Origin of the sequence: Micromonospora foliorum (assembly GCF_022229015.1) — a bacterium.
In the GTDB taxonomy this organism is placed as follows: Bacteria; Actinomycetota; Actinomycetes; order Mycobacteriales; family Micromonosporaceae; genus Micromonospora; species Micromonospora foliorum.
Map to the genome: position 1 here is coordinate 1 of NZ_JAKKFF010000413.1, position 19957 is coordinate 19957.

18 protein-coding genes are annotated in these 19957 nt (G+C 71.8%); 7 read left to right on the forward strand and 11 right to left on the reverse strand.

Going from position 1 to position 19957, the window contains the following annotated elements; all coding sequences use genetic code 11:
* From PSH25_RS26080 to PSH25_RS26090, 3 genes are all read right to left on the reverse strand, one after another.
* Window positions 1-528 (reverse strand): DUF58 domain-containing protein (locus tag PSH25_RS26080; protein ID WP_238661563.1); only part of this gene is annotated, 528 nt, incomplete at its 3' end.
* Window positions 525-1574 carry an AAA family ATPase gene (locus PSH25_RS26085; RefSeq protein WP_238661564.1) on the reverse strand — a complete coding sequence of 350 codons (1050 nt, stop codon included), beginning with the start codon at window positions 1572-1574 and terminating at the stop codon, window positions 525-527. The genes PSH25_RS26080 and PSH25_RS26085, both read right to left, overlap by 4 nt.
* Window positions 1575-1854: 280 nt before the next feature.
* Window positions 1855-2364 carry a hypothetical protein gene (locus PSH25_RS26090; RefSeq protein WP_238661565.1) on the reverse strand — a complete coding sequence of 170 codons (510 nt, stop codon included), beginning with the start codon at window positions 2362-2364 and terminating at the stop codon, window positions 1855-1857.
* Window positions 2365-2706: 342 nt separating this feature from the next.
* Here PSH25_RS26090 and PSH25_RS26095 point away from each other — a divergent pair, with 342 nt between their 5' ends.
* A complete protein-coding gene (locus PSH25_RS26095) occupies window positions 2707-3690 on the forward strand; it encodes an endonuclease/exonuclease/phosphatase family protein (RefSeq protein ID WP_372492852.1) in 984 nt (327 codons plus the stop codon).
* Window positions 3691-3860: 170 nt separating this feature from the next.
* Here PSH25_RS26095 and cimA read toward each other — a convergent pair whose 3' ends face one another.
* A complete protein-coding gene (gene cimA / locus PSH25_RS26100; RefSeq protein ID WP_238661566.1) occupies window positions 3861-5444 on the reverse strand; it encodes a citramalate synthase in 1584 nt (527 codons plus the stop codon).
* Between the two features lie 317 nt (window positions 5445-5761).
* On the opposite strand from cimA, the gene PSH25_RS26105 reads away from it, so the two are divergent.
* The 4 genes from PSH25_RS26105 (at window position 5762) to PSH25_RS26120 (ending at window position 7895) form a co-directional block, all read left to right on the forward strand.
* Entirely contained in the window at window positions 5762-5959 is a 198-nt protein-coding gene (locus tag PSH25_RS26105; RefSeq protein ID WP_238661567.1) for a thioredoxin domain-containing protein, read from the forward strand.
* Between the two features lie 2 nt (window positions 5960-5961).
* The gene (ahpD, locus tag PSH25_RS26110) at window positions 5962-6492 is read left to right on the forward strand and encodes an alkylhydroperoxidase, AhpD family (RefSeq protein WP_238661568.1); all 531 of its coding nucleotides are present in this window, start codon (window positions 5962-5964) and stop codon (window positions 6490-6492) included.
* Window positions 6493-6610: 118 nt separating this feature from the next.
* Window positions 6611-7069, forward strand: a complete 459-nt coding sequence (locus tag PSH25_RS26115; RefSeq protein ID WP_238661569.1) for a PRC-barrel domain containing protein — start codon at window positions 6611-6613, stop codon at window positions 7067-7069.
* Between the two features lie 55 nt (window positions 7070-7124).
* Window positions 7125-7895, forward strand: coding sequence for a tyrosine-protein phosphatase (locus PSH25_RS26120; RefSeq protein ID WP_238661570.1), 771 nt, complete (start codon window positions 7125-7127; stop codon window positions 7893-7895).
* Window positions 7896-7944: 49 nt separating this feature from the next.
* Here PSH25_RS26120 and PSH25_RS26125 read toward each other — a convergent pair whose 3' ends face one another.
* Window positions 7945-9042: a branched-chain amino acid aminotransferase gene (locus tag PSH25_RS26125; RefSeq protein WP_238661571.1), complete on the reverse strand. Its 1098-nt coding sequence runs from the start codon at window positions 9040-9042 to the stop codon at window positions 7945-7947.
* Window positions 9043-9205: 163 nt separating this feature from the next.
* Window positions 9206-10237: a 3-isopropylmalate dehydrogenase gene (locus tag PSH25_RS26130; RefSeq protein WP_238661572.1), complete on the reverse strand. Its 1032-nt coding sequence runs from the start codon at window positions 10235-10237 to the stop codon at window positions 9206-9208.
* A 228-nt stretch (window positions 10238-10465) separates the two neighbouring features.
* Between PSH25_RS26130 and PSH25_RS26135 the strand changes: the two genes are divergently transcribed.
* Both PSH25_RS26135 and PSH25_RS26140 read left to right on the forward strand, forming a co-directional pair.
* Complete coding sequence (locus tag PSH25_RS26135) at window positions 10466-11308, forward strand: FAD:protein FMN transferase (RefSeq protein ID WP_238661573.1); 843 nt, start codon at window positions 10466-10468, stop codon at window positions 11306-11308.
* A 308-nt stretch (window positions 11309-11616) separates the two neighbouring features.
* Complete coding sequence (locus tag PSH25_RS26140) at window positions 11617-11973, forward strand: hypothetical protein (RefSeq protein ID WP_091393184.1); 357 nt, start codon at window positions 11617-11619, stop codon at window positions 11971-11973.
* 75 nt (window positions 11974-12048) lie between these two features.
* Here the strand turns inward: PSH25_RS26140 and serA are convergent, their stop codons facing one another.
* The 5 genes from serA to PSH25_RS26165 all read right to left on the reverse strand — a co-directional run.
* Window positions 12049-13647: a phosphoglycerate dehydrogenase gene (gene serA, locus PSH25_RS26145; RefSeq protein ID WP_238661574.1), complete on the reverse strand. Its 1599-nt coding sequence runs from the start codon at window positions 13645-13647 to the stop codon at window positions 12049-12051.
* A gap of 400 nt (window positions 13648-14047) precedes the next feature.
* Window positions 14048-15061: a ketol-acid reductoisomerase gene (ilvC, locus tag PSH25_RS26150; protein WP_112625850.1), complete on the reverse strand. Its 1014-nt coding sequence runs from the start codon at window positions 15059-15061 to the stop codon at window positions 14048-14050.
* A 94-nt stretch (window positions 15062-15155) separates the two neighbouring features.
* Window positions 15156-15671 carry an acetolactate synthase small subunit gene (gene ilvN / locus PSH25_RS26155; protein WP_088946549.1) on the reverse strand — a complete coding sequence of 172 codons (516 nt, stop codon included), beginning with the start codon at window positions 15669-15671 and terminating at the stop codon, window positions 15156-15158.
* Window positions 15671-17551 carry an acetolactate synthase large subunit gene (locus tag PSH25_RS26160; protein WP_238661575.1) on the reverse strand — a complete coding sequence of 627 codons (1881 nt, stop codon included), beginning with the start codon at window positions 17549-17551 and terminating at the stop codon, window positions 15671-15673. The genes ilvN and PSH25_RS26160 overlap by 1 nt, the downstream gene beginning before the upstream one ends.
* A gap of 188 nt (window positions 17552-17739) precedes the next feature.
* A partial coding sequence (locus PSH25_RS26165) for a putative bifunctional diguanylate cyclase/phosphodiesterase (protein ID WP_238661576.1) occupies window positions 17740-19957 on the reverse strand: 2218 nt, incomplete at its 5' end.

The following is a 19957-nucleotide window of genomic DNA, read 5'->3' on the forward strand; positions in this document are numbered from 1 at the left end:
CCCCGGCCGGTCGGTGGGCGCGGTGGCCCGCGGGGCGGCGAGCAGCGCGCGGAGCAGAGCGAGCAGATGGGTACGCCCGCTGCGGGCCGGAAACCGGCGTACTCCGTCGGCGCGCAGCACCTGGGCGCCGAGACGGTTGCCGACGCCCGCGGTCAGGAAACCGACCGCCGCGACGGCGGCCACGGCCAGCTCCCGTTTGTCCAGCTCGGCGGTGCCGAACTCCATGCTGGCGCTGCCGTCGACGAGCAGCCAGGTGGTCAACTCCCGGTCGGCGTCGACCTGCCGGACGTGCGGCACGGCGGTCCGGGCCGTCACCGCCCAGTCCATCCGGCGGACCTCGTCCTCGCCCGGCCGGTACTCGCGACTGCCGGACGGTTCACTGCCCGGACCGGGCAGCAGACCGCGGTACTGGCCGTGCAGGAGGCCGTTGAGTCGGCGCGTGACGGTCAGCTCCAGGCGGCGCAGGCGCTGGTCCGGGGCCAGTTCGGCGAGGCCGGGGTCGGCGGGTACGGCGGTCGCGCGTCTCATGCCGCCGCCAGGTCCGGTGCCTGCTGCGGGTGTCCGGCGGCCAGCCGGGGCGGCGGCACCGCCTCGACGAGTCGGCGCACCACGCTCTCGGCCGACACCCCGTCGGCCACCGCGTCGAAGGAGAGCACCAGCCGGTGGGCGAGGACGTCGACGGCCAACTCCCGGACGTCCTCGGGCAGCACGTACTCCCGCCCTCGCAGCAGGGCCTGCGCCCGGGCGGCCGCGACCAGGCCCAGGGTGGCCCGGGGGCTGGCCCCGTACGCCAACAGCGGGGCGATCTCCGGCAGCCCGAACCGGCCCGGGTCGCGGGTGGCGAGGATCAGCCGCACCACGTACTCGGCCAACGCGTGGTGGACGAAGACCCGCTCGGCGTGGACCTGGAGGTCCCGCAGCCGTTGCGCGTCGAGCACCCGGCGCGGGGTCGGCCGGTCGGTGCTCATCCGGTAGAGGATGGCCAGTTCGTCGGCGTCGCTGGGGTAGTCGACCACCACCTTCATCAGGAACCGGTCCCGCTGCGCCTCCGGGAGCTGGTAGACCCCCTCGGACTCGATGGGGTTCTGGGTGGCCAGCACCAGGAACGGCTCCGGGACCGGCCAACTGCGTCCGCCGATCGAGACCTGCCGTTCGGCCATCGCCTCCAGCAGCGCCGACTGCACCTTGGCCGGGGCGCGGTTGATCTCGTCGGCCAGCACCAGGTTGGCCATGATCGGGCCCAGCTCGATGTCGAAGGTCTCCTTGGACGCCCGGTAGATCCGGGTGCCGACGATGTCCGAGGGCACCAGGTCCGGGGTGAACTGGATCCGGGAGAAGGTGCCGCCGACCACTGTCGCGAGGGTCTGCGCGGCCAGTGTCTTGGCCACGCCGGGTACCCCCTCCAGGAGGCAGTGTCCGTTGGCGACCAGGGCGGTGAGCAGGCGTTCGACGAGGCGATCCTGCCCGACGATCACGCGTTTGACCTCGAAGAGGGTCTGTTCCAGCTCGATGCCGGTCGGCTCCGGATCGACCGGGCTGGGCAGGCTGGCCAGGGTGTCCGAGATGTCCGTCACGGTGCTTGCTTCCCGGGCACACGCTCGGCAAACGTGGGATTGTGCGGCCCGGACCGGCCCGGAGTGGCCGGAATGGGGATGAGCCGCGCGGAAGGGTGACGACCATCGCGAGTACGCCGAGGAGCGCCCAACCGGCGAGTGACCGGCCAGTGAGCGCCCGACCGGCATCAACCGGTCGAGGAGGGCCCCGACCCCTGCTGGGGCCCGGCCGACGGTGCGCGCCGGGCGGACAGAGTCCGGCCCCCGTGCCGTAGGCGACGGGGGCCGGGTGTCGGTTCGGTCAGGGTGTGTGGGTGAGCAGGGTGAAGCCCCGGTCGGCCGGCGCCCCGGCCGAGTTGCGGGTCTGCACGAAGACCGCGTTGGGTGTCAGAATCCGCGGGGCGACCGAGACCTCTCCGCCTGGCGGGATGCAGCAGGAGTCGGACCGGGAGATGGTGGCTAGGAATGCGCCGGCCGAGACGGTGTGGCCGAAGATCACCTCGTACTCGCCGACGCCGTACTTGACCACGGTGCCGCCGCCGCGCGCCTTGGTGCCGTTGGAGTTGACGACGGTGAAGACGTTGGTGGCCACCAGCGTGGTGGCCGCACCCGCCTTCAGCGCGGCTTTCGCGATGCGCGCCGACTCGGCGCTGACCGGCGGCTGGGCGTTCGTGCCGCGTGCCGCCGGCTGGGCCGCGTCACGCGGCGCCTTCGCCGACGGCTGGGCGATAGCGATGCCCCCGCCGGCGAGACTGAGCGCCAGGACGGCGAACGTGACCGCCGCCACCTTACGTCGGAAGGATGTGCTCATGACAGGTCCCCCTTGTGTGACCGTGCGAATTCGGCCGACCCGCGGGGCGGGACGGATGACAGCCCAATAAATAGGCGTACGACGACAGTTGGGCGGGGGAAAGCAGCCTCACTCACACCCGGCTAGATTGATTTCTCAGCAATCCGCATCCCATCTGAGCTGGGGTTACTACTCAGAGTTGCGTCGTTTAAGCCAGATGGAACGTAGCACCGGAAAAAGCCGTCAGTCAATAGTTGATCTCGCTTTTCCGGGCTGTCAACCAGCCGTCAGATAATTGTGAAATGTGAGCGCGCCACCATTCATGAAATGGCTTCGTCGCGCCCGACTAGGATCATCGCCGTGATCGTCGACGCTCCACCCGCGCGCCGGAACGCCCGGCTCGGCACGGTGCTCTGCTGGCTTGCCGTCGTACCCACCGCGCTCTGGGCGGTTGCCCGACTGCTCGGCCTGGACCGGGGGCCGTTGGTGCAGGCGCTCGCCTTCACGCCGTACGTCGCGGGCGGCAGCGTGCTGGTCCTGTCCCTCGCGCTCGCCCTGCGGCGCTGGTGGCCGGCGGCGCTCGCGGCCCTGGCGGCGGTGGCGTTGCTCGGCACCGTCGCACCTCGGGCGCTGGGCAGCCCGCAGCCGGCGGCGGCCGGACCGACCGTGCGGCTGCTCACCGCCAACCTGCTCGCCGGCGCCGGCGACGCGCGGACGCTCGTGGAGCTGGTCCGGCGACACCAGGTGGACGTGCTCACCGTGCAGGAGTTCACGCCGGACGCGCAGGCCGCCCTGGATCAACTCGGCCTCGCCACCCTGCTGCCGCACCGGCAGCTCAACCCGGAGGTCGGCACCGCCGGCTCCGGGCTCTACTCGCGGTGGCCGATCACCGAAGGCGGCGTCCGGCACAACCTCGACGGCTGGGGCTTCACCCAGGCGTACGCGACGGTGGCCGTCCCCGGCGGGCCCCCGGTCCGGGTCGAGTCGGCCCACCCCTCGGCGCCGTACGCGCTGGACCAGGTGGGTGCCTGGCGTGCCGACCTGACCGCCCAACCACCGGCCACCCCGGACGGTGGCCTGCGGATCCTCGCCGGGGACTTCAACGCCACCCTCGACCACAGTCCCCTGCGGGCCCTGCTGCGCACCGGCTACGTCGACGCCGCCGACGCCACCGGAGAGGGCCTGACCGGCACCTGGGGTCCGTACGACGGCGACCTCATCCCACCCGTCACCATCGACCACGTCCTGGTCGACCACCGGATAGCGGTCCGCTCGGTACGGGTGTTCGCCCTACCCGGCAGCGACCACCGCCCCGTCCAAGCCACCCTCACCCTCCCCACCCCCTAACCCACCCCACCCCACCCCACCCCGCCCCACCCCACCCCACCCCGGTCGATCATGGACTTGTGGTGGGCGTTTTGGGCACCGCAGCCCGGTACGTGCCCCACCACAACTCCATGATCGACGCCAGCGGGGGTGGGGGCGGCGGGGCGGGGCGGCCGGGCGGCGGGGGCGAGTTAGACGGAGGTGGGGGCCAGGCCGTAGGTGAGGGCGTCCACGAGAGCGTGCCAGCTGGCCTCCACGACGTTGGGGTGGACGCCAACGGTCGTCCAGTCCCGGCCGCTGCCGTCGGAGGTTTCCAACAGGACCCGGGTGACCGCGCCGGTGCCGTGGCTGCCCTCCAGGATGCGCACCTTGTAGTCGGCCAACTCGAAGTCGCGCAGCTGCGGGTAGTGCCGCGCCAGTCCCACCCGCAGCGCCTCGTCGAGGGCGTTGACCGGGCCGTTGCCCTCGGCGGTGGCGATCACCCGCTCACCGCGAACCCGGATCTTGACGGTCGCCTCGGAGACCACCGCGCCGTCCTCACGGTGCTCGACCAACACCCGGTACGACTCCAGGGTGAACGGTCGGGCCGGGCTGCCCTCCGGCAACTCGGAGCGGACCAGCAGCTCGAAGGAGGCATCGGCGGCCTCGAAGGACCAGCCACCCGCCTCCAACTCCTTGACCCGCTTGGTGACCCGGGTCAGGGCGTCCGGACTGTCGGCCAGGTCCAGGCCGAGCTCGCGACTCTTGAGCTCGACGCTGGCCCGACCGGCCATCTCTGTGATCAGGATCCGCATGTCGTTGCCCACCACCGACGGGTCCACGTGGTTGTAGAGCAACGGGTCGACCTTGATCGCGCTCGCGTGCAACCCCGCCTTGTGGGCGAAGGCAGCGGCCCCGGCGTACGCCTGGTGGGTGTCGGGGGCGATGTTGGCGATCTCGGCGATGGCGTGCGAGACCCGCACCATCTGCGCCAGGCAGCCCTCCGGTAGGACGGGCATGCCGAGCTTGAGTTCGAGGTTGGCGACGACCGCGAAGATGTCGGCGTTGCCGGGGCGTTCGCCGTACCCGTTGGCGGTGCCCTGCACGTGGCGGACGCCCGCCTCCACGGCGGCGATCGTGTTGGCCACCGCGCAGGCGGTGTCGTTCTGGGCGTGCATGCCGAGCAGCCCGGCGTCGATCCCCAGCCGGTCGGTCAGGTCACGGATCACGGCGGCCACCTGGGACGGCAGCATGCCGCCGTTGGTGTCGCAGAGCACCATCCGCTCGGCGCCGGCGGCGAGCGCGGTCTGCACCACGGCCGCGCCGTACGCGGGGTCGTGCCGGTAGCCGTCGAAGAAGTGTTCGCCGTCGACGAAGACCCGTCGGCCCTCGCGGACGAGGTGGCTGACGGTGTCGTGGATCATCGCCAGGTTCTCCGCGCCGGTGGTACGCAGCGCGCGCTCGACGTGCCGGGTGTCGGCCTTGGCGACCAGGGCCACCGCCGGGGTCTGCGCGTCCAGGAGGGCGCGCACCTGGGGGTCGTCCGCGACCGGGACACCGGCCTTGCGGGTGGCGCCGAACGCGACGAGTACGGCGTGCCGCAGGTCCAGCTCGGTGCGGGCGCGGCGGAAGAACTCGGTGTCCTTGGGCACCGCGCCCGGCCAGCCGCCCTCGATGAAGCCGACGCCGAACTCGTCGAGCAGCCGCGCCACCGCCAGCTTGTCGACCACCGAGTAGGTGAGCCCCTCGCGCTGGGCGCCGTCGCGCAACGTGGTGTCGAAGACCTGGAACGTCATCAGGATCCTTTCTCGGAGCAACAAAAAGACCTCCCGCGGATGCGGGAGGTCTGCGCGCTCGGCAGAGGGGAGAGCCGGCGCGCTAGGTCGCAATAATCAGGACGGTGCTGGTCACGTTCGCCACTCTGCCACCCCTCCCCTGAATATGGGAGGAACAATCCACATAGCGGGATAGTCACGGAGGGTTCCTGCAGCCCGAACCGCCGCTCGTGATCGGCTTCACAAGCCACCCGGGCCACCCATCGGCGGAGACAGCCATGCGGAAGCATCGGGAACGGATCCAACGATGGCCACCGTGCCGTCTGCAAGGAGGACCTGTGCTCACCGTCAGTGACCGCTTACCTGAGCACAGCCTCACCGCCTGCGTATCGCTGGGCGCCACCAACGCGTCCAGGACGATCACCCACCCGTCCCACGAGGGCACGTGGCGCGTGGTCTTCGTCGGGCCGATGGACTTCACCTCCATCAGCCCGACGGAGATCGCCGACGAGACCCTCGCCGCCGGCGGGGTCTGACCATGGGCCTGGACGCGATCAGGGCGGCCCTGCCGGAGTACGCCAGGGACATCGAGCTCAACCTGGGCTCCACCATCGGCACCTCGGCGTTGACCCCGGCGCAGACCTGGGGCACGGCGCTGGCCTGTGCGGTGACCGCCCGTAACCCGGTGGTGCTGCGGGAGATCGCGGCCGAGGCGCTCGGGCACCTCGGGCCGGAGGGTGTCGAGGCGGCCAAGGGCGCAGCGGCGATCATGGCGATGAACAACATCTACTACCGGGCCAAGCACCTCATCGGCGACGAGGGGTACGCCTCGATGCCGGCCCGACTGCGGATGCGGATCATCGCGAGGCCGGGAGTGGACAAGCGCGACTTCGAGCTCTGGTGCCTCGCCGTGTCGGCCATCACCGGCTGCGGGGTGTGCCTGGAGTTGCACGAGAAGAAGCTGCGCGGCAGCGGTTTCACCCGGGAGCAACTGCACGAGGCCCTGCGGATCTCCGCCGTGGTGCACGCCGCGGCGGTCACCCTGGACGCCGAGGCCGCACTGGCCTGAGCAGGTACGCCCCGACGGGCCGGTGCCGCACTGCGGCCTCTCGCCGTTTCCGGGCCCCGAGGGCCGGGTAGCTCCTGCGGAGACATGAGCTGATCGGTGACAGTCAGGAGTGAACGGCATGGACAGGATCGATCCGCACGCCACCCACGCCGGGGCGGACCCGCTGCGCGGCGGCGACCAGGGCACGGTGCCCGGCGGCGCGCCGGCCGGCACGTTCGACCCCTGGCGCTACCGGGACCAGGCCGGGGTGGCCGACGCCGACCTGGTCGGTTACAAGGTCGAGGCCACCGACGGCGGCATCGGCAAGATCGACAGCGCCAGCCACGAGGTGGGTGGCAGCTACCTGGTCGTGGACACCGGGCCCTGGGTCTTCGGCAAGAAGGTGATGCTGCCGGCCGGCACCGTCAACCAGGTCGACCACGACCAGCGCACCGTCTCCGTCGACCGGACCCGGGACCAGATCAAGGCCGCCCCGGAGTACGACGAGACCAGCCACAGCGACCCGAGCTACCGGGATCAACTGGGTGGCTACTACGACGAGACGTACGGCGCGCTCCCGCCCGGCACGGCACGGTGACTGTTCGACCCGACGGCCGGTGGGGCGCTGTCCCACCGGCCGTTACCGTGTGAACGTGGACACCACCGAGGACAACCCCCAGCTCTCGCTCCCGGCCACTTTCAACTTCCGTGACGTCGGTGGCTACGTCGGCCAGGACGACCGATCCGTACGCCGGGGCCGGCTCTACCGCTCCGACTCGCTGCACCGCCTCACCGAGCAGGACCAGGACGCGTTCGCCGCGATCGGGATCCGCACCGTCATCGACCTGCGCCGCCCCACCGAGGTGGAGCGGGACGGCCGGGTGCCGGCGTACCAGGGGCTGACCTACCGGCACATCCACCCGGAGCACGACGACTGGGCGGGCACGCCGCACGAGGAGGGCGCGAGCCTGGCCCGATACCTCGCCGACCGGTACGCCGACCTGGCCCAGACCGGCACCGCCGGGCTGGCCGAGGCGGTCGGGCTGATCGCCGACTCCGCCAACGCCCCGGTGGTGGTGCACTGCGTCGCCGGCAAGGACCGCACCGGCATCGTCTGCGCGTTGACCCTCGCCGTGCTCGGCGTCGACGACGCGGACATCACCGCGGACTACGCGTTGAGCAGTGTGGCGTCGGCCCGGTACAGCGCCTGGTTGGCCTCCGTCGCCCCGGGCGGCGTGGACGTGCCGGCGCCGTTCCTGAGCTCCCCCGCCGAGGCGATGCAGATCTTCCTGGACGAGCTGCGCGCGGGGCACGGCTCGGTCGAGGCGTACCTGCGCCACGCCGGGGTGACCGACGAGCAGCTCGCCGCGCTCCGCGACCACCTGCTCGACGAGCCCGGCACGGCGAAGCCCTCAGACGGGTAGCCGGCTGCGCCGGCCCGTCCGGGTGGACGGGCCGGCACAGCGACGGAGGTCAGAAGACCCGCTGCACCCAGCCGTGCGGGTCGGCCGCCTTGCCCCGCTGGATGTCGACCAACTGTTGACGCAGGGCCATGGTGACCCGGCCGGGCTTGCCACCACCGATCAGGAACTCGCCGTCCGGGAAGCGGACCCCACCGACCGGGGTGACCACCGCGGCGGTGCCGCAGGCGAACACCTCCCGGAGGCGACCGCTGACGGCGTCGGCCTGCCAGTCGGCGAAGCTGACCGGCCGCTCCTCGACCTGGTGCCCGGCCGCGCCGGCCAGCGTGAGGATGGCGTCGCGGGTGATGCCCGGCAGGATCGTGCCGGTCAACGGTGGGGTGACCACCGTGCCGTCGTCGTAGACGAAGAAGACGTTCATGCCGCCCATCTCGTCGACGAACCGGCGCTCCACCGCGTCGAGGAAGACCACCTGGTCACAGCCGGCCTCGATGGCCTCGGCCTGGGCCGCCAAGGACGCGGCGTAGTTGCCGCCGCACTTGGCCGCGCCGGTGCCGCCGGGCGCGGCCCGGGTGTAGTCCGGAGAGACCCAGACGGTGACCGGCTTGACGCCACCGGTGAAGTACGCCCCGGCCGGTGAGGCGATCACCAGGTAGAGGTATTCGTTGGCCGGGCGGACGCCGAGGAAGACCTCGCTGGCGAACATGAACGGCCGCAGGTAGAGGCTGCCGTCCTCGCCGGTGGGGATCCACTCCCGGTCGATCTCTATGAGCTTGTGCAGCGAGTCGACGAACACCTCCGGCGGCAGCACCGGCATCGCCATCCGCTGCGCGGAGGTGGCGAAGCGGGCCGCGTTGGCGTCCGGCCGGAACATCGTCACGCCACCGTCGGCCGTGCGGTACGCCTTGAGCCCCTCGAAGATCTCCTGCGCGTAGTGCAGCACCGCGCTGGCCGGGTCCATCGGGATCGGACCACGGGCCTCCACCCGGGCGTCGTACCAGCCCTTGCCGTCGGCGTAGCGGACAGTGACCATGTGGTCGGTGAAGACGCGGCCGAACCCGGGGTTTGCCAGCAGGGCGGCCCGGTCGGCGGCGGATACCGGCGCGGCATTCGGACGGATCTCGAAGTCGAGCTTGTCACCACCGCTCATCGCGCTGACCTCCCTGCGGGACAACGGCATGCGGGACCGCACACCGACATGGCTGTGCCAGAAACTTACCCCGAACGGTCGTTCAGCGGGTAGCGCCGGTCGGGCGGGACGGACTGCCCGGGCAGACCGACCCTCGGGCCGGTCGCCACTCGGGCCGGGGTGGTCAGGCTACGGCGTGGGCGGCGAGCCGGTCGCCGACCTCTTCGGTACGCAGCGTCACGCCCGGGACCCGGCTGGCCAGCTCGGCGGCGACCGCCGCGTTGACCCGTGCGGCGGACTCGCCGTGCCCGAGCTGCTCCAGCAGCAACGCGGCGGAGAGCACCGCGGCGACCGGGTCGGCGACGCCCTGCCCGGCGATGTCCGGCGCCGAGCCGTGCACCGGCTCGAACATCGAGGGGTACGCCCCCTCGGGGTTGATGCAGCCGCTGGCGGCCAGCCCGATGCCGCCGGTGACGGCCGCGGCGATGTCGGTGAGGATGTCGCCGAAGAGGTTGTCGGTGACCACCACGTCGTAGCGCTGCGGCTGGGTGACCAGGAACATGGCCGCCGCGTCGACGTGCTGGTACTCGGTGGCGACGTCGGGGTGCTCGGCGGCGACCGCGTCGAACGTGCGCGCCCAGAGCGACCCGGCGTGGGTGAGCACGTTGGTCTTGTGCACGAGGGTGACCTTGCGCCGCTCCCGGCGGCCGGCGCGGGCGAACGCGTCGCGGATCACCCGCTCCACGCCGTGCCGGGTGTTCAGGCTCTCCTCGGTGGCGACCTCGGCCGGGGTGTCCCGGTGCAGGGAACCACCGGCACCGGCGTAGAGCCCCTCGGTGCCCTCGCGCACCACCACGAGGTCGACCTCGCCCGGCTTCACGTTGCCCAGCGGGCCGGCGACCCCGGGCCAGAGCCGGGACGGGCGCAGGTTGACGTACTGGTCGAAGGCGAAACGGAGCTTGAGCAGCAGCCCCCGCTCCAGCACACCCGGCGGAACCGTCGGGTCACCGACCGCGCCGAGCAGGATCGCGTCGTGCCCGGCCAGCTCGGCCAGCACCGAGTCGGGCAGCACCTCTCCGGTACGGTGCCAGCGGGCGGCACCGAGGTCGTACTCGGTGGCCTGCACGTCGGGCAGCACCGCGTCGAGGACCTTGCGGGCCTGCGCGACCACCTCGGGCCCGATGCCGTCTCCGGCCACCACCGCGATCCGCGCCACGACCGCACTCCTCTGCTCAACGGTTCCGTTCGGGCAACGGTACGTCGCCGTCCCGCCTCCCGGTACGCTGCGTCCACCATTTGGGACGCGGGAATGCACAGGTCTCTCTCAGCTGGGACTCATGGGGTGGTCATCTTCGCTGCCTACCGTGGTGATCAGTGGGTCGCGGGGGCCCGCTGACCACCGGGGTCGCGATGACGCGGCGCCACGTGCGAGGGGGCAGATGCGATGCGCATCGACGAGCAGCCACGGACCCGCTGGCCGGACCCGTCCGCGTTCCGCAACCGCCGGCCGGACCTTCGACTCGGCAGCCGTCGGAACCGGATCGACCCGGCCGCCGCCACCGAGGGCCGGATCGCGGTGCAGCACACCGTACGCACCGCGACCGCCGAGTACACCCTGCTGCTCAACGCCCCCGAGTGGCTCGGCCGCCGGGGCGTGGGCGAGGCGCTGCGGGACAGCGTCGCCGAGCTGCGCGCCATCGACCTCACCTACGGCCCCAACCGACCGGAGAGCCTGGTCTCCCGGCTGCGTCGGGGCGAGATCAGCCCGGACTCGTACCCCCCGCTCGCCGATCTGGTGGACCGCTGCGCGGCGATGCGCGCGGCCACCGACGGGTGGTTCGACGCCTGGGCGGTGCTCGGCGGCTTCGACCCGGGCGGCCTGCTCGGCGGTTGGGCGGTGGAACGCGCCGCAGAGCGGCTGCGCGCCGCCGGCATCCACGACTACGCCGTACTCGCCGGCGCTGACCTCGTCGTCCGGGGCCGCGCGCCACACGGCGGGCCCTGGCGGGTCGCGGTGCACCACCCGACCGCACCCGAGCGCGCTCCCCTGGTGCTGGAGATGACCGCCGGCGCGATCGGCACCTCCGGGGTGACCGGGCGGCAGGGACACGTGGTGGACCCGCACACCGGCGAGCCGGCCGATCATCTCGTCGCCGCCACCGTGGTGGGCCCCGACCTGACGATCGCCGACGCCTACGCCACCGCGCTCTACGCCGCAGGCCCCACCGGCCTGGCGTGGTTCCGGGGCAACTCCGACTATCGCGCGCTCTTCGCACACCGCCGCTGAGCTGGTCGGCCCGCGATCGGCCCCCACGGTCTCGGCAACGACCGTGGGGGCCGGTCAGCGACGAGTGCGCGTGGCTCGCACAACCGAGGGGTGCGGACCGGTCGGGCCGGACGTCGACCGCGCCACCCGAAGACGGGCCGGCGCCTCGAACTCGGCCAGTGACCGCAGTGCGTACGCTAGCGAATCGACGCAACTCGACGCAAGAGTCTCCACACCGGACCGTCGCCACCGGAGGCTGCGGTGATCCGTGGTTGACCGGCGGCGAGGCAGTTTCGACATGGTGAACGGCGGATGGCACGCTATCCGCCGTGAGTTTCGATCTGAGCGTGTGGGCCCTGGAGGACGGGGCGACGCCCGAGGACGTGCGGACAGCGGTCAACGGTTGCCGGCAGGGTCGGCACGTGGACCGCTACCCCGACCCACGGGTGGTCAGCTTCTACCGGGCGATCACCGCCTCCTATCCGGACCGTCACCCCGGCCCGAACAGCCCGTGGGCGGTGGCGCCGCTGCACGCGGCCCACGACCACGTCGAGCTGAACCTGCACCCGACCTGCGCGGACCAGGTGCTACTGGACATCGAACGGCTGGCCGGCGAGCACGGGCTGATGCTCTTTGACCCGCAGGACGGCTCGGTCTATCCGCCCCCGGCGCGGCTGCCCGGCTGACCCGACCCGGGGCACGGACGGGAAATGACGAGGGGCCCGGCGAATCGCCAGGCCCCCCATGGTGCTTGTCGTCTACTACTCGTCGCGCAGGTCGGCGGCGCTGGCCGCCGTGGCGCCGATCGACTCGGCGGCCGAGGTGAGCAGGTCGGCGCCGAGCGCCTGGTCGACGGTGAGCGTCATCAGCGTCTCGCCGCCCGCCTCCCGACGGGCGACCTGCATGGCGGCGATGTTGATGCCCGACTCGCCGAGCAGGGTACCGACCGTGCCGACCACACCGGGGCGGTCCGCGTAGCGCAGGAAGAGCAGGATGCCCTCCGCGCCGATCTCCACGTCGAAGCCGTCCACCTCGGTCAGCTTCAGGACGTCCCGGGCGCCGGAGTGGGTGACCGTGCCGGAGACACTGACAGTCCGGCCGTCCGGGAGCGCGCCGCGCACCGTGACAAGCGTCGGCTGCTCGGCCGTCTCGGCCAGGGTGGCCAGGGTGACCTCGACGCCACGCTCGGCGGCCAGGTGCGGGGCGTTGACGTAGGTGACCTGCTCCTCGACCACGGAGCTGAACAGGCCCTTGGTGGCGGCGAGCTTGAGCACCGACACGTCGTGGCTGACAATCTCACCGCGGACCTCGACCGTGACGCTGGCGGCGACCCCACCGGCGACCGCGGTGAACGCCCGACCGAGCTTCTCCGCCAGCGGCAGCAGCGGCCGAACGTCCTCGGCGACCACACCGCCGGCCTGCACGTTTACCGCGTCCGGGACGAACTCGCCCTGCAACGCCAGCTTGACGCTCTTGGCCACGGCCAGACCGGCCTTGTCCTGCGCCTCGTGGGTGGAGGCGCCCAGGTGCGGGGTGGCCACCACGTTGTCGAAGGCGAACAACGGCGACGAGGTGCACGGCTCCTTGCTGTACACGTCGACGCCGGCGCCGGCGACCCGACCCTCGGCGATGGCGTCCGCGAGCGCCTGCTCGTCGACCAGCCCGCCCCGGGCGGCGTTGACGATGCGAACGCCGGGCTTGACGATCGCCAGCTCCTTCTCACCGATCAGGCCCACCGTCTCCGGCGTCTTGGGCAGGTGGATGGAGATGAAGTCGCTCTCCCGCAGCAGCTCCTCCAGCCCCACCAGGCGGACGCCGAGCTGCGCCGCACGGGCCGGCTGGATGTACGGGTCGTACGCGATCAGCCGGGTGCCGAACGCGGCGATGCGCTGCGCGAAGAGCACCCCGATACGACCGAGCCCGACCACACCGACCGTCTTGCCCTGCACCTCGACGCCGGTGTACTTCGACCGCTTCCACTCCCCCGCCTTGAGCGCGGAACTGGCGCTCGCGGTGTTGCGGGCGACGGCGAGCAGCAGCGCGACGGCCTGCTCGGCGGCGGAGACGATGTTGGAGGTGGGCGCGTTGACGACCATGACGCCCCGCGCGGTGGCGGCCGGCACCTCGACGTTGTCCAGCCCGACGCCGGCCCGGGCGACCACCTTGAGTCGCGGCGCCGCGGCGACCGCCTCGGCGTCGATCTGGGTCGCGCTGCGCACGATGACGGCGTCGGCCTCGGAGAGCGCCGAGAGCAGGGCCGGACGGTCGGTGCCGTCGACGTGACGGACGTCGAAGTCGTGGGCGAGCACCTCGATGGCGGCGGGGGCGAGTTCTTCGGCGATCAGTACGACAGGATTCATCGGTCCTCGTAGAGGTCGTGTTTGCGATCGGCCCGGGCGGCGGGGCGCCGCACTGCGCCCTGCGCTGATCCGTGCCGTGGCCGTCAGGTGCCGGCTGCTGCACCTACAGGCGATCGTAGGGGCCGCGCTGGTCGGCGTGTTCCGGTCTTCGGGGTGAGGGCCCTCACACGCCCGGTCGAGCGATGGACATCGGCCGTTCACCGCACCGACACGGTCGCTGCGACCATGCTGAACCCCGGGTGGCGTCGGTCACCCGCTCACCACAGCGGAGTCGTGGCGCACGAACACTGCCGCCCGACGCATCGACGGGCGGCAGCATGCCGGGCAGCCCCGGGGCGGCGCTGGGGAGAGCGCCAGCCCAGGGGCTGTCGGTAGATCGTCGTCCGGCCGAGCCGGACGGTCAGGCGGTCTCGGTGATCGGGCGGTCCACCCAGCTCATCATGCCGCGCAGCTTCTTGCCGGTCTCCTCGATCGGGTGCGCCGCACCCTCGGCCTGCCACTTGGTGAAGTTGGGCCGGCCGGCCTCGTCCTCGGCGACCCACTCGCGGGCGAACTCGCCGGACTGGATCTCACCCAGGATCTTGCGCATCTCGTCCTTGACCCGGGAGTCGATGATGCGCGAGCCACGGGAGAGGTCGCCGTACTCGGCGGTGTCGGAGATGCTGTAGCGCATCTTCGCGATGCCGCCCTCGTACATGAGGTCGACGATCAGCTTCAGCTCGTGCAGGCACTCGAAGTAGGCGACCTCCGGGGCGTAGCCCGCCTCGGTGAGCACCTCGAAACCGGTCTGCACCAGCGCCGAGGCGCCGCCGCAGAGCACCGCCTGCTCGCCGAAGAGGTCGGTCTCGGTCTCCTCGGTGAAGGTGGTCTTGATCGCGCCGGCCCGGGTGCCGCCGATCCCCTTGGCGTACGCGAGGGCGAGCGCGAGCGCGTTGCCGCTGGCGTCCTGCTCGACGGCGACGAGACAGGGCACGCCCTTGCCGTCGCTGTACTGGCGGCGAACCAGGTGGCCGGGGCCCTTGGGCGCGACCATCGCCACGTCCACCTCGGCCGGCGGCTTGATCAGGCCGTACCGGATGTTGAAGCCGTGGCCGAAGAAGATCGCCTTGCCGGGGGCGAGGTGCGGGGCGATCGACTCCGCGTAGATCCCGCGCTGGGCGGTGTCCGGTGCGAGCACCATGATCACATCGGCCTCGGCGGCGGCCTGCGCCGGCGTGACCACCCGCAGGCCCTGCTCCTCAGCCTTGGGACGGCTCTTCGAGCCCTCCGGCAGACCGATCACCACGTCGACGCCGGAGTCACGCAGCGACAGCGCGTGGGCGTGGCCCTGGCTGCCGTAACCGATCACCGCAACCTTCTTGGCCTGGATCAGGCCGAGGTCGGCATCGTCGTCGTAGTACACCTCAACGCTCATGAGAACTTCCCTTTCGTACGACGGCCGGGGCGGCCCGTCGTGGTCTGTGCGGATGAATTCCGGGACGGCCGGCCGAGGACCGGCCGGCGGCGGGTCAGGCGGCTCGCAGCGCGGGACCGGCGGTGATCGAACGCGAGCCGCGCCCGATGGCCACCAGCCCGGACTGGACCATTTCCTTGATGCCGAAGGCCTCGAGGTCGCGCAGGAGCGCGTCGAGCTTGTCCGGGGTGCCGGTGGCCTCGATGGTCAGCGTGTCCGGTGCGACGTCGACCACCCGGGCGCGGAACAGGTTGACGGTCTCCAGCACCTGCGACCGTGCGGACCGGTCGGCGCGAACCTTCACCAGCAGCAGTTCCCGGGCGACCGACACCTGGGGATCCAGCTCAACGATCTTGAGCACGTTGACCAGCTTGTTCAGCTGCTTGGTGACCTGCTCCAGCGGGGACGACTCCGCGTTTACCACGATGGTGATCCGGGAGACGTCCGGGTTCTCGGTCTCGCCCACGGCGAGGCTGTCGATGTTGAACCCGCGCCGGGAGAACAGGCCGGAGACCCGGGCGAGCACGCCCGGCTTGTTCTCCACCAGCACGGACAGAGTGTGCATCGTCATTAAATGTCATCCTCGTCGAAGACCGGGCGGACGCCACGGGCGAACATGATCTCGTCGTTGCTGGTGCCGGCGGCGACCATCGGCCAGACCATCGCGTCCTTGCCGACCACGAAGTCGATCACCACGGGCGCGTCGTTGATCTCCATGGCAGCGGCGATGGTCTTGTCCACGTCATCCGCGCTCTCGCAGCGCAGCCCGACACAGCCCAGGGCCTCGGCGAGCTTGACGAAGTCCGGGATGCGGTGCTTGTGGGTGCCGAGCTCGGTGTTGGAGTAGCGCTCGTTGTAGAAGAGCGTCTGCCACTGTCGGACCATGCCGAGATTGCCGTTGTTGATGACGGCGATCTTGACCGGGATGCCCTCCAACGCGCAGGTGGCCAACTCCTGGTTGGTCATCTGGAAGCAGCCGTCCCCGTCCACCGCCCAGACCACCGTGTCCGGCTTGCCGACCTTGGCGCCCATCGCCGCCGGCACCGCGTAACCCATCGTGCCGAGGCCGCCGGAATTCAACCAGGTGTACGGCTTCTCGTACGAGATGAACTGCGACGCCCACATCTGGTGCTGGCCCACCCCGGCCACGAAGATCGCGTCCGGGCCGACGATCTCGCCCAGCCGCTTGATCACGTACTGCGGGGACAGGGTTCCGTCGACCGGCTCGTCGTAGCCCAGCGGGTAACGGTTGCGCAGGTCGTCCAGCTGCGTCCACCAGTCACCGAGGTCGGTGGTGCGCCCCGTCGACCGCTCGGCGGTGACCGCGGTGATCAGCTCGTCGATGACGTGCTTGGCGTCGCCGACGATCGGCACGTCCACGTGCCGGTTCTTGCCGATCTCGGCGGGGTCGATGTCCGCGTGCACCACTGCCGCGTCCGGGGCGAACGAGTCCAGCTTGCCGGTGACCCGGTCGTCGAATCGGGCACCCAGCGCGATGATCAGATCCGCCTTCTGCAGGCCGTAGACCGCGGCGACCGTGCCGTGCATGCCGGGCATCCCGAGGTGCTGCTGGTGCGAGTCGGGGAACGCGCCGAGCGCCATCAGCGTGGTGACGACCGGGATGCCGGTCAGCTCGGCCAGCCGGCGCAGCCCGTCGGTGGCACCGGCCTTGAGCACCCCGCCGCCCACGTAGAGCACCGGCCGTCGGGCCGCGGCCATCAGCCGCGCCGCCTCCCGGATCTGCTTGCCGTGCGGGTGCAGGGTGGGCCGGTAGCCGGGCAGGTCCAGGGTGGGCGGCCAGGAGAAGGTGGTCGACGCCTGGAGCACGTCCTTGGGGATGTCGACAAGCACCGGGCCGGGTCGCCCGCTGCTGGCCAGGTGGAACGCCTCGGCCAGCACCCGGGGGATCTCCTCGGCGTTCTGCACGAGGAAGTTGTGCTTGGTGATCGGCAGGGTGATGCCCTGGATGTCTGCTTCCTGGAAGCCGTCGGTGCCGATCAACGGGCTGGCCACCTGCCCGGTGATCGCCACCATCGCCACCGAGTCCATGTACGCGTCCGCGATCGGGGTGACCAGGTTCGTCGCGCCCGGCCCGGAGGTGGCGATGCAGACGCCGACCTTGCCGGTGGCCTGCGCGTAGCCGGTCGCCGCGTGCCCCGCGCCCTGCTCGTGCCGCACCAGGATGTGCCGGACCGTCGAGTCGTAGAGCGGGTCGTACGCCGGCAGGATCGCGCCGCCCGGAATGCCGAAGACGACGTCGACCTCGAGCGCCTCAAGGGACCGCACGAGCGAGCTGGCCCCGGAGATCGGGGTCGCGGCGGTGGGCCGTACCGCCGGGACGGCCGGGGTGGCCGTGCGCGTGGCGGCCTGGTCGACGTCGACGGTCGGGTCGGCGGCCGCGCGGGCCCGGCGGGCGGTGTGGGCGAGGGTCTCGGGCGTGGGTCTCGTCATGGCGGTTCTGGCCTTCGGCTGGAGTGGCTGGTGGCTAGTCAAGCGATGCGACGCGGGCGGGGCCCGCCTCGCCAGGTTCCGATGGCAATAAAAACGGCCCTCGTGCAGATGCACGGGGCCAGCGCACTCTCAATGAGGGAGAGTGCGCTCAGGTAAGTACTCGCAGCGACCGGTACGACGACATGCGGCTAAGCCTGACGCATCTCACGCGATGAGTCAACTGATCCCACATGTTGGTTAACGGAGGTCGGCGCGTCGGTCGGCGACGCGCCATCGGCGGGCGGGGTGAGCTGCCCGGACCCGCCCGGAGCGCGCCGTGGCGCGGGCACCGGAGCGGGACGCGCACCCGGGGACGTGGCCGCCTCCAGCATCGCCTCCAGGTGCTCGGCCGGCACCCCCCAGCCGAAGAGCGCGCCCTGGCCGAACCGGCAACCGGCGGCCACCACCGCGGCCAACTCGGTCGGGGTGGTCACCCCCTCGGCGATCACCTCCAGCCCCAACTGGTGGCCCAGTCGCATCACGATGTCGACCATCGGGGCGAACGCCGGGCCGTCCTGGTCGACCGGGCGGACCGGCTCGTGCTCGGCGACAAGACTGTGGTCGATCTTGAGGATGTCGATCGGCAGTCGGCGCAGCTGCCCCAGCGACGAGTAGCCGGCCCCGAAGTCGTCCAGCGCGATCCGGACACCGGTCAACCGCAGCGCGGTGAGCCGCCGGATCAGCTCGTCCAGGTCGGTGGCGACCGCGTGCTCGGTGACCTCCAGCACCAGCCGCTGCGGCGGCACGTGGTGGGCGCGCAGCGCCTCGGCGACCTGGACCACGTACTCCGGGGCGTGCAGCTCGCGGGGGGAGACGTTCACCGACACCCAGACGTCGTGCCCGTCCGCCAGCCACCGGGAGAGCTGGTAGCAGGCCTGGTGGAGCACCCAGGCGCCGAGCGGGGCGATCATGCCGCACTCCTCGGCGAGCGGGATGAACTCGTCCGGACGGACGTTGCCCAGCTCAGGATGGTGCCACCGGAGCAGCGCCTCGGCACCGACCGGCCGCACCGACGGCAGCGACGCCACCGGCTGGAAGGCCAACCGCAGCTCGTCGCGGTCGATGGCCCCGCGCAGCTCGTGCTCCACGGTCGTCCGGCGGCGCAGCAGCTTGTCGTACGCGGCGTCGTACCGCTCGATCCGGTTCTTGCCGCGCTGCTTGGCGTAGCGCAGCGCCAGGTCGGCGTGGCGCAGCAGCAGCTCCACGTCCGGCTCGTCGGCCCAGTCGGCCACCCCGATGCTCACCGACAGGAAGACCGGCCCCTCCGGCTGGTCGTACGGCCGGTTGAGCACCCCGAGGAGCCGTTCGGCGACCCGGTCCGCCTCGACCGGCCGGCCCTGCATGAGTACGGCGAACTCGTCGCCACCCAGCCGGGCCGCCACGTCGCCGGGGCGCAGGTTGCCGCGCAGCCGCCGGCCCACCTCGGCCAGCACGGCGTCGCCCACGTCGTGGCCCCGCATGTCGTTGACGTTCTTGAAGCCGTCCAGGTCGAGCCCGAGCAGCACACACGGGTTGTGGTCCGCGGCGTTCTGGTGCAGCGCGCGGAGCAGCCCGCGCCGGTTGGCCAACGACGTCAGCGGATCGGTGTGCGCCAGCTCACGGAAGTGCGCCTCCCGTTCGGCCAGGCGGCCCGCGTACCCCCGGACGTCGCGAAGGGTGAGGTACTGCCGTGCCACCAGGGCGAAACCCTCCACGCTGCCGGCCACGATGCCCGCCGCGGTGAATCGGCCCTCCTGGGCGAGGTGGTACATCGCCGAGGCGGCCATCGCCAGCATCGGCGCGATGGCGTACTCGCCGTCGCGACCGACCAGGTCCAGGTCGACCTGCCCCGGCCGGTCGGCCCGGTGAACCGCGAGCGCGACGGTCAGCAGGCCGGCGGCGAGCACCGCCGCACCGGTCAGCGCCATGCTCGGCCCGGCCTGACAGAGCCCGGCGCTGAGACCCAGCCCGCCGCAGCTCACCGCACTGATGCCGGCGCCCAGGGCGGCGAGCCGTCGACGTGGCGTGGCGGCCCGGAAGACGACGATCACGGCGAGCCCGGCACCGAGCGCGGCGCTCACCGTGGCCACCAGGATCGCCGGGCGGGCCATCGGGGTGGCAGCGCCGAGCAACCGGGTGGGCTCGGAGAAGAGCACCCAACCGACGAACCACAGCGCCGCCGCCATGACCAACCCGTCCAGGGCGAGCCGGGCCGTTCCCGCCGCGGTGGCCGCCACCCCGGGCAGCCGTAGCAGACCAGCGGCGAAGGCCAGCCCGCTCACCGCCGTGCCGATCGCCACCACGGTCGCCCAACCGGTGCGCTGCGCCTGCTCGTGGGCCCAGTGGTCGTTCGCGCTGAGCGCGGCGACCACGCCGGCCAGAAGGCTG

What these genes read in the sequence shown, in the direction of transcription:
- PSH25_RS26090 (WP_238661565.1), bottom strand. Translation starts at nt 2,364, where the DNA reads ATGAGCACATCCTTCCGACGTAAGGTGGCGGCGGTCACGTTCGCCGTC.
- cimA (WP_238661566.1), bottom strand. Translation starts at nt 5,444, where the DNA reads ATGACGTTCCAGGTCTTCGACACCACGTTGCGCGACGGCGCCCAGCGC.
- ahpD (WP_238661568.1), top strand. Translation starts at nt 5,962, where the DNA reads ATGGGCCTGGACGCGATCAGGGCGGCCCTGCCGGAGTACGCCAGGGAC.
- PSH25_RS26115 (WP_238661569.1), top strand. Translation starts at nt 6,611, where the DNA reads ATGGACAGGATCGATCCGCACGCCACCCACGCCGGGGCGGACCCGCTG.
- PSH25_RS26125 (WP_238661571.1), bottom strand. Translation starts at nt 9,042, where the DNA reads ATGAGCGGTGGTGACAAGCTCGACTTCGAGATCCGTCCGAATGCCGCG.
- PSH25_RS26135 (WP_238661573.1), top strand. Translation starts at nt 10,466, where the DNA reads ATGCGCATCGACGAGCAGCCACGGACCCGCTGGCCGGACCCGTCCGCG.
- serA (WP_238661574.1), bottom strand. Translation starts at nt 13,647, where the DNA reads ATGAATCCTGTCGTACTGATCGCCGAAGAACTCGCCCCCGCCGCCATC.
- ilvC (WP_112625850.1), bottom strand. Translation starts at nt 15,061, where the DNA reads ATGAGCGTTGAGGTGTACTACGACGACGATGCCGACCTCGGCCTGATC.
- ilvN (WP_088946549.1), bottom strand. Translation starts at nt 15,671, where the DNA reads ATGACGATGCACACTCTGTCCGTGCTGGTGGAGAACAAGCCGGGCGTG.
- PSH25_RS26160 (WP_238661575.1), bottom strand. Translation starts at nt 17,551, where the DNA reads ATGACGAGACCCACGCCCGAGACCCTCGCCCACACCGCCCGCCGGGCC.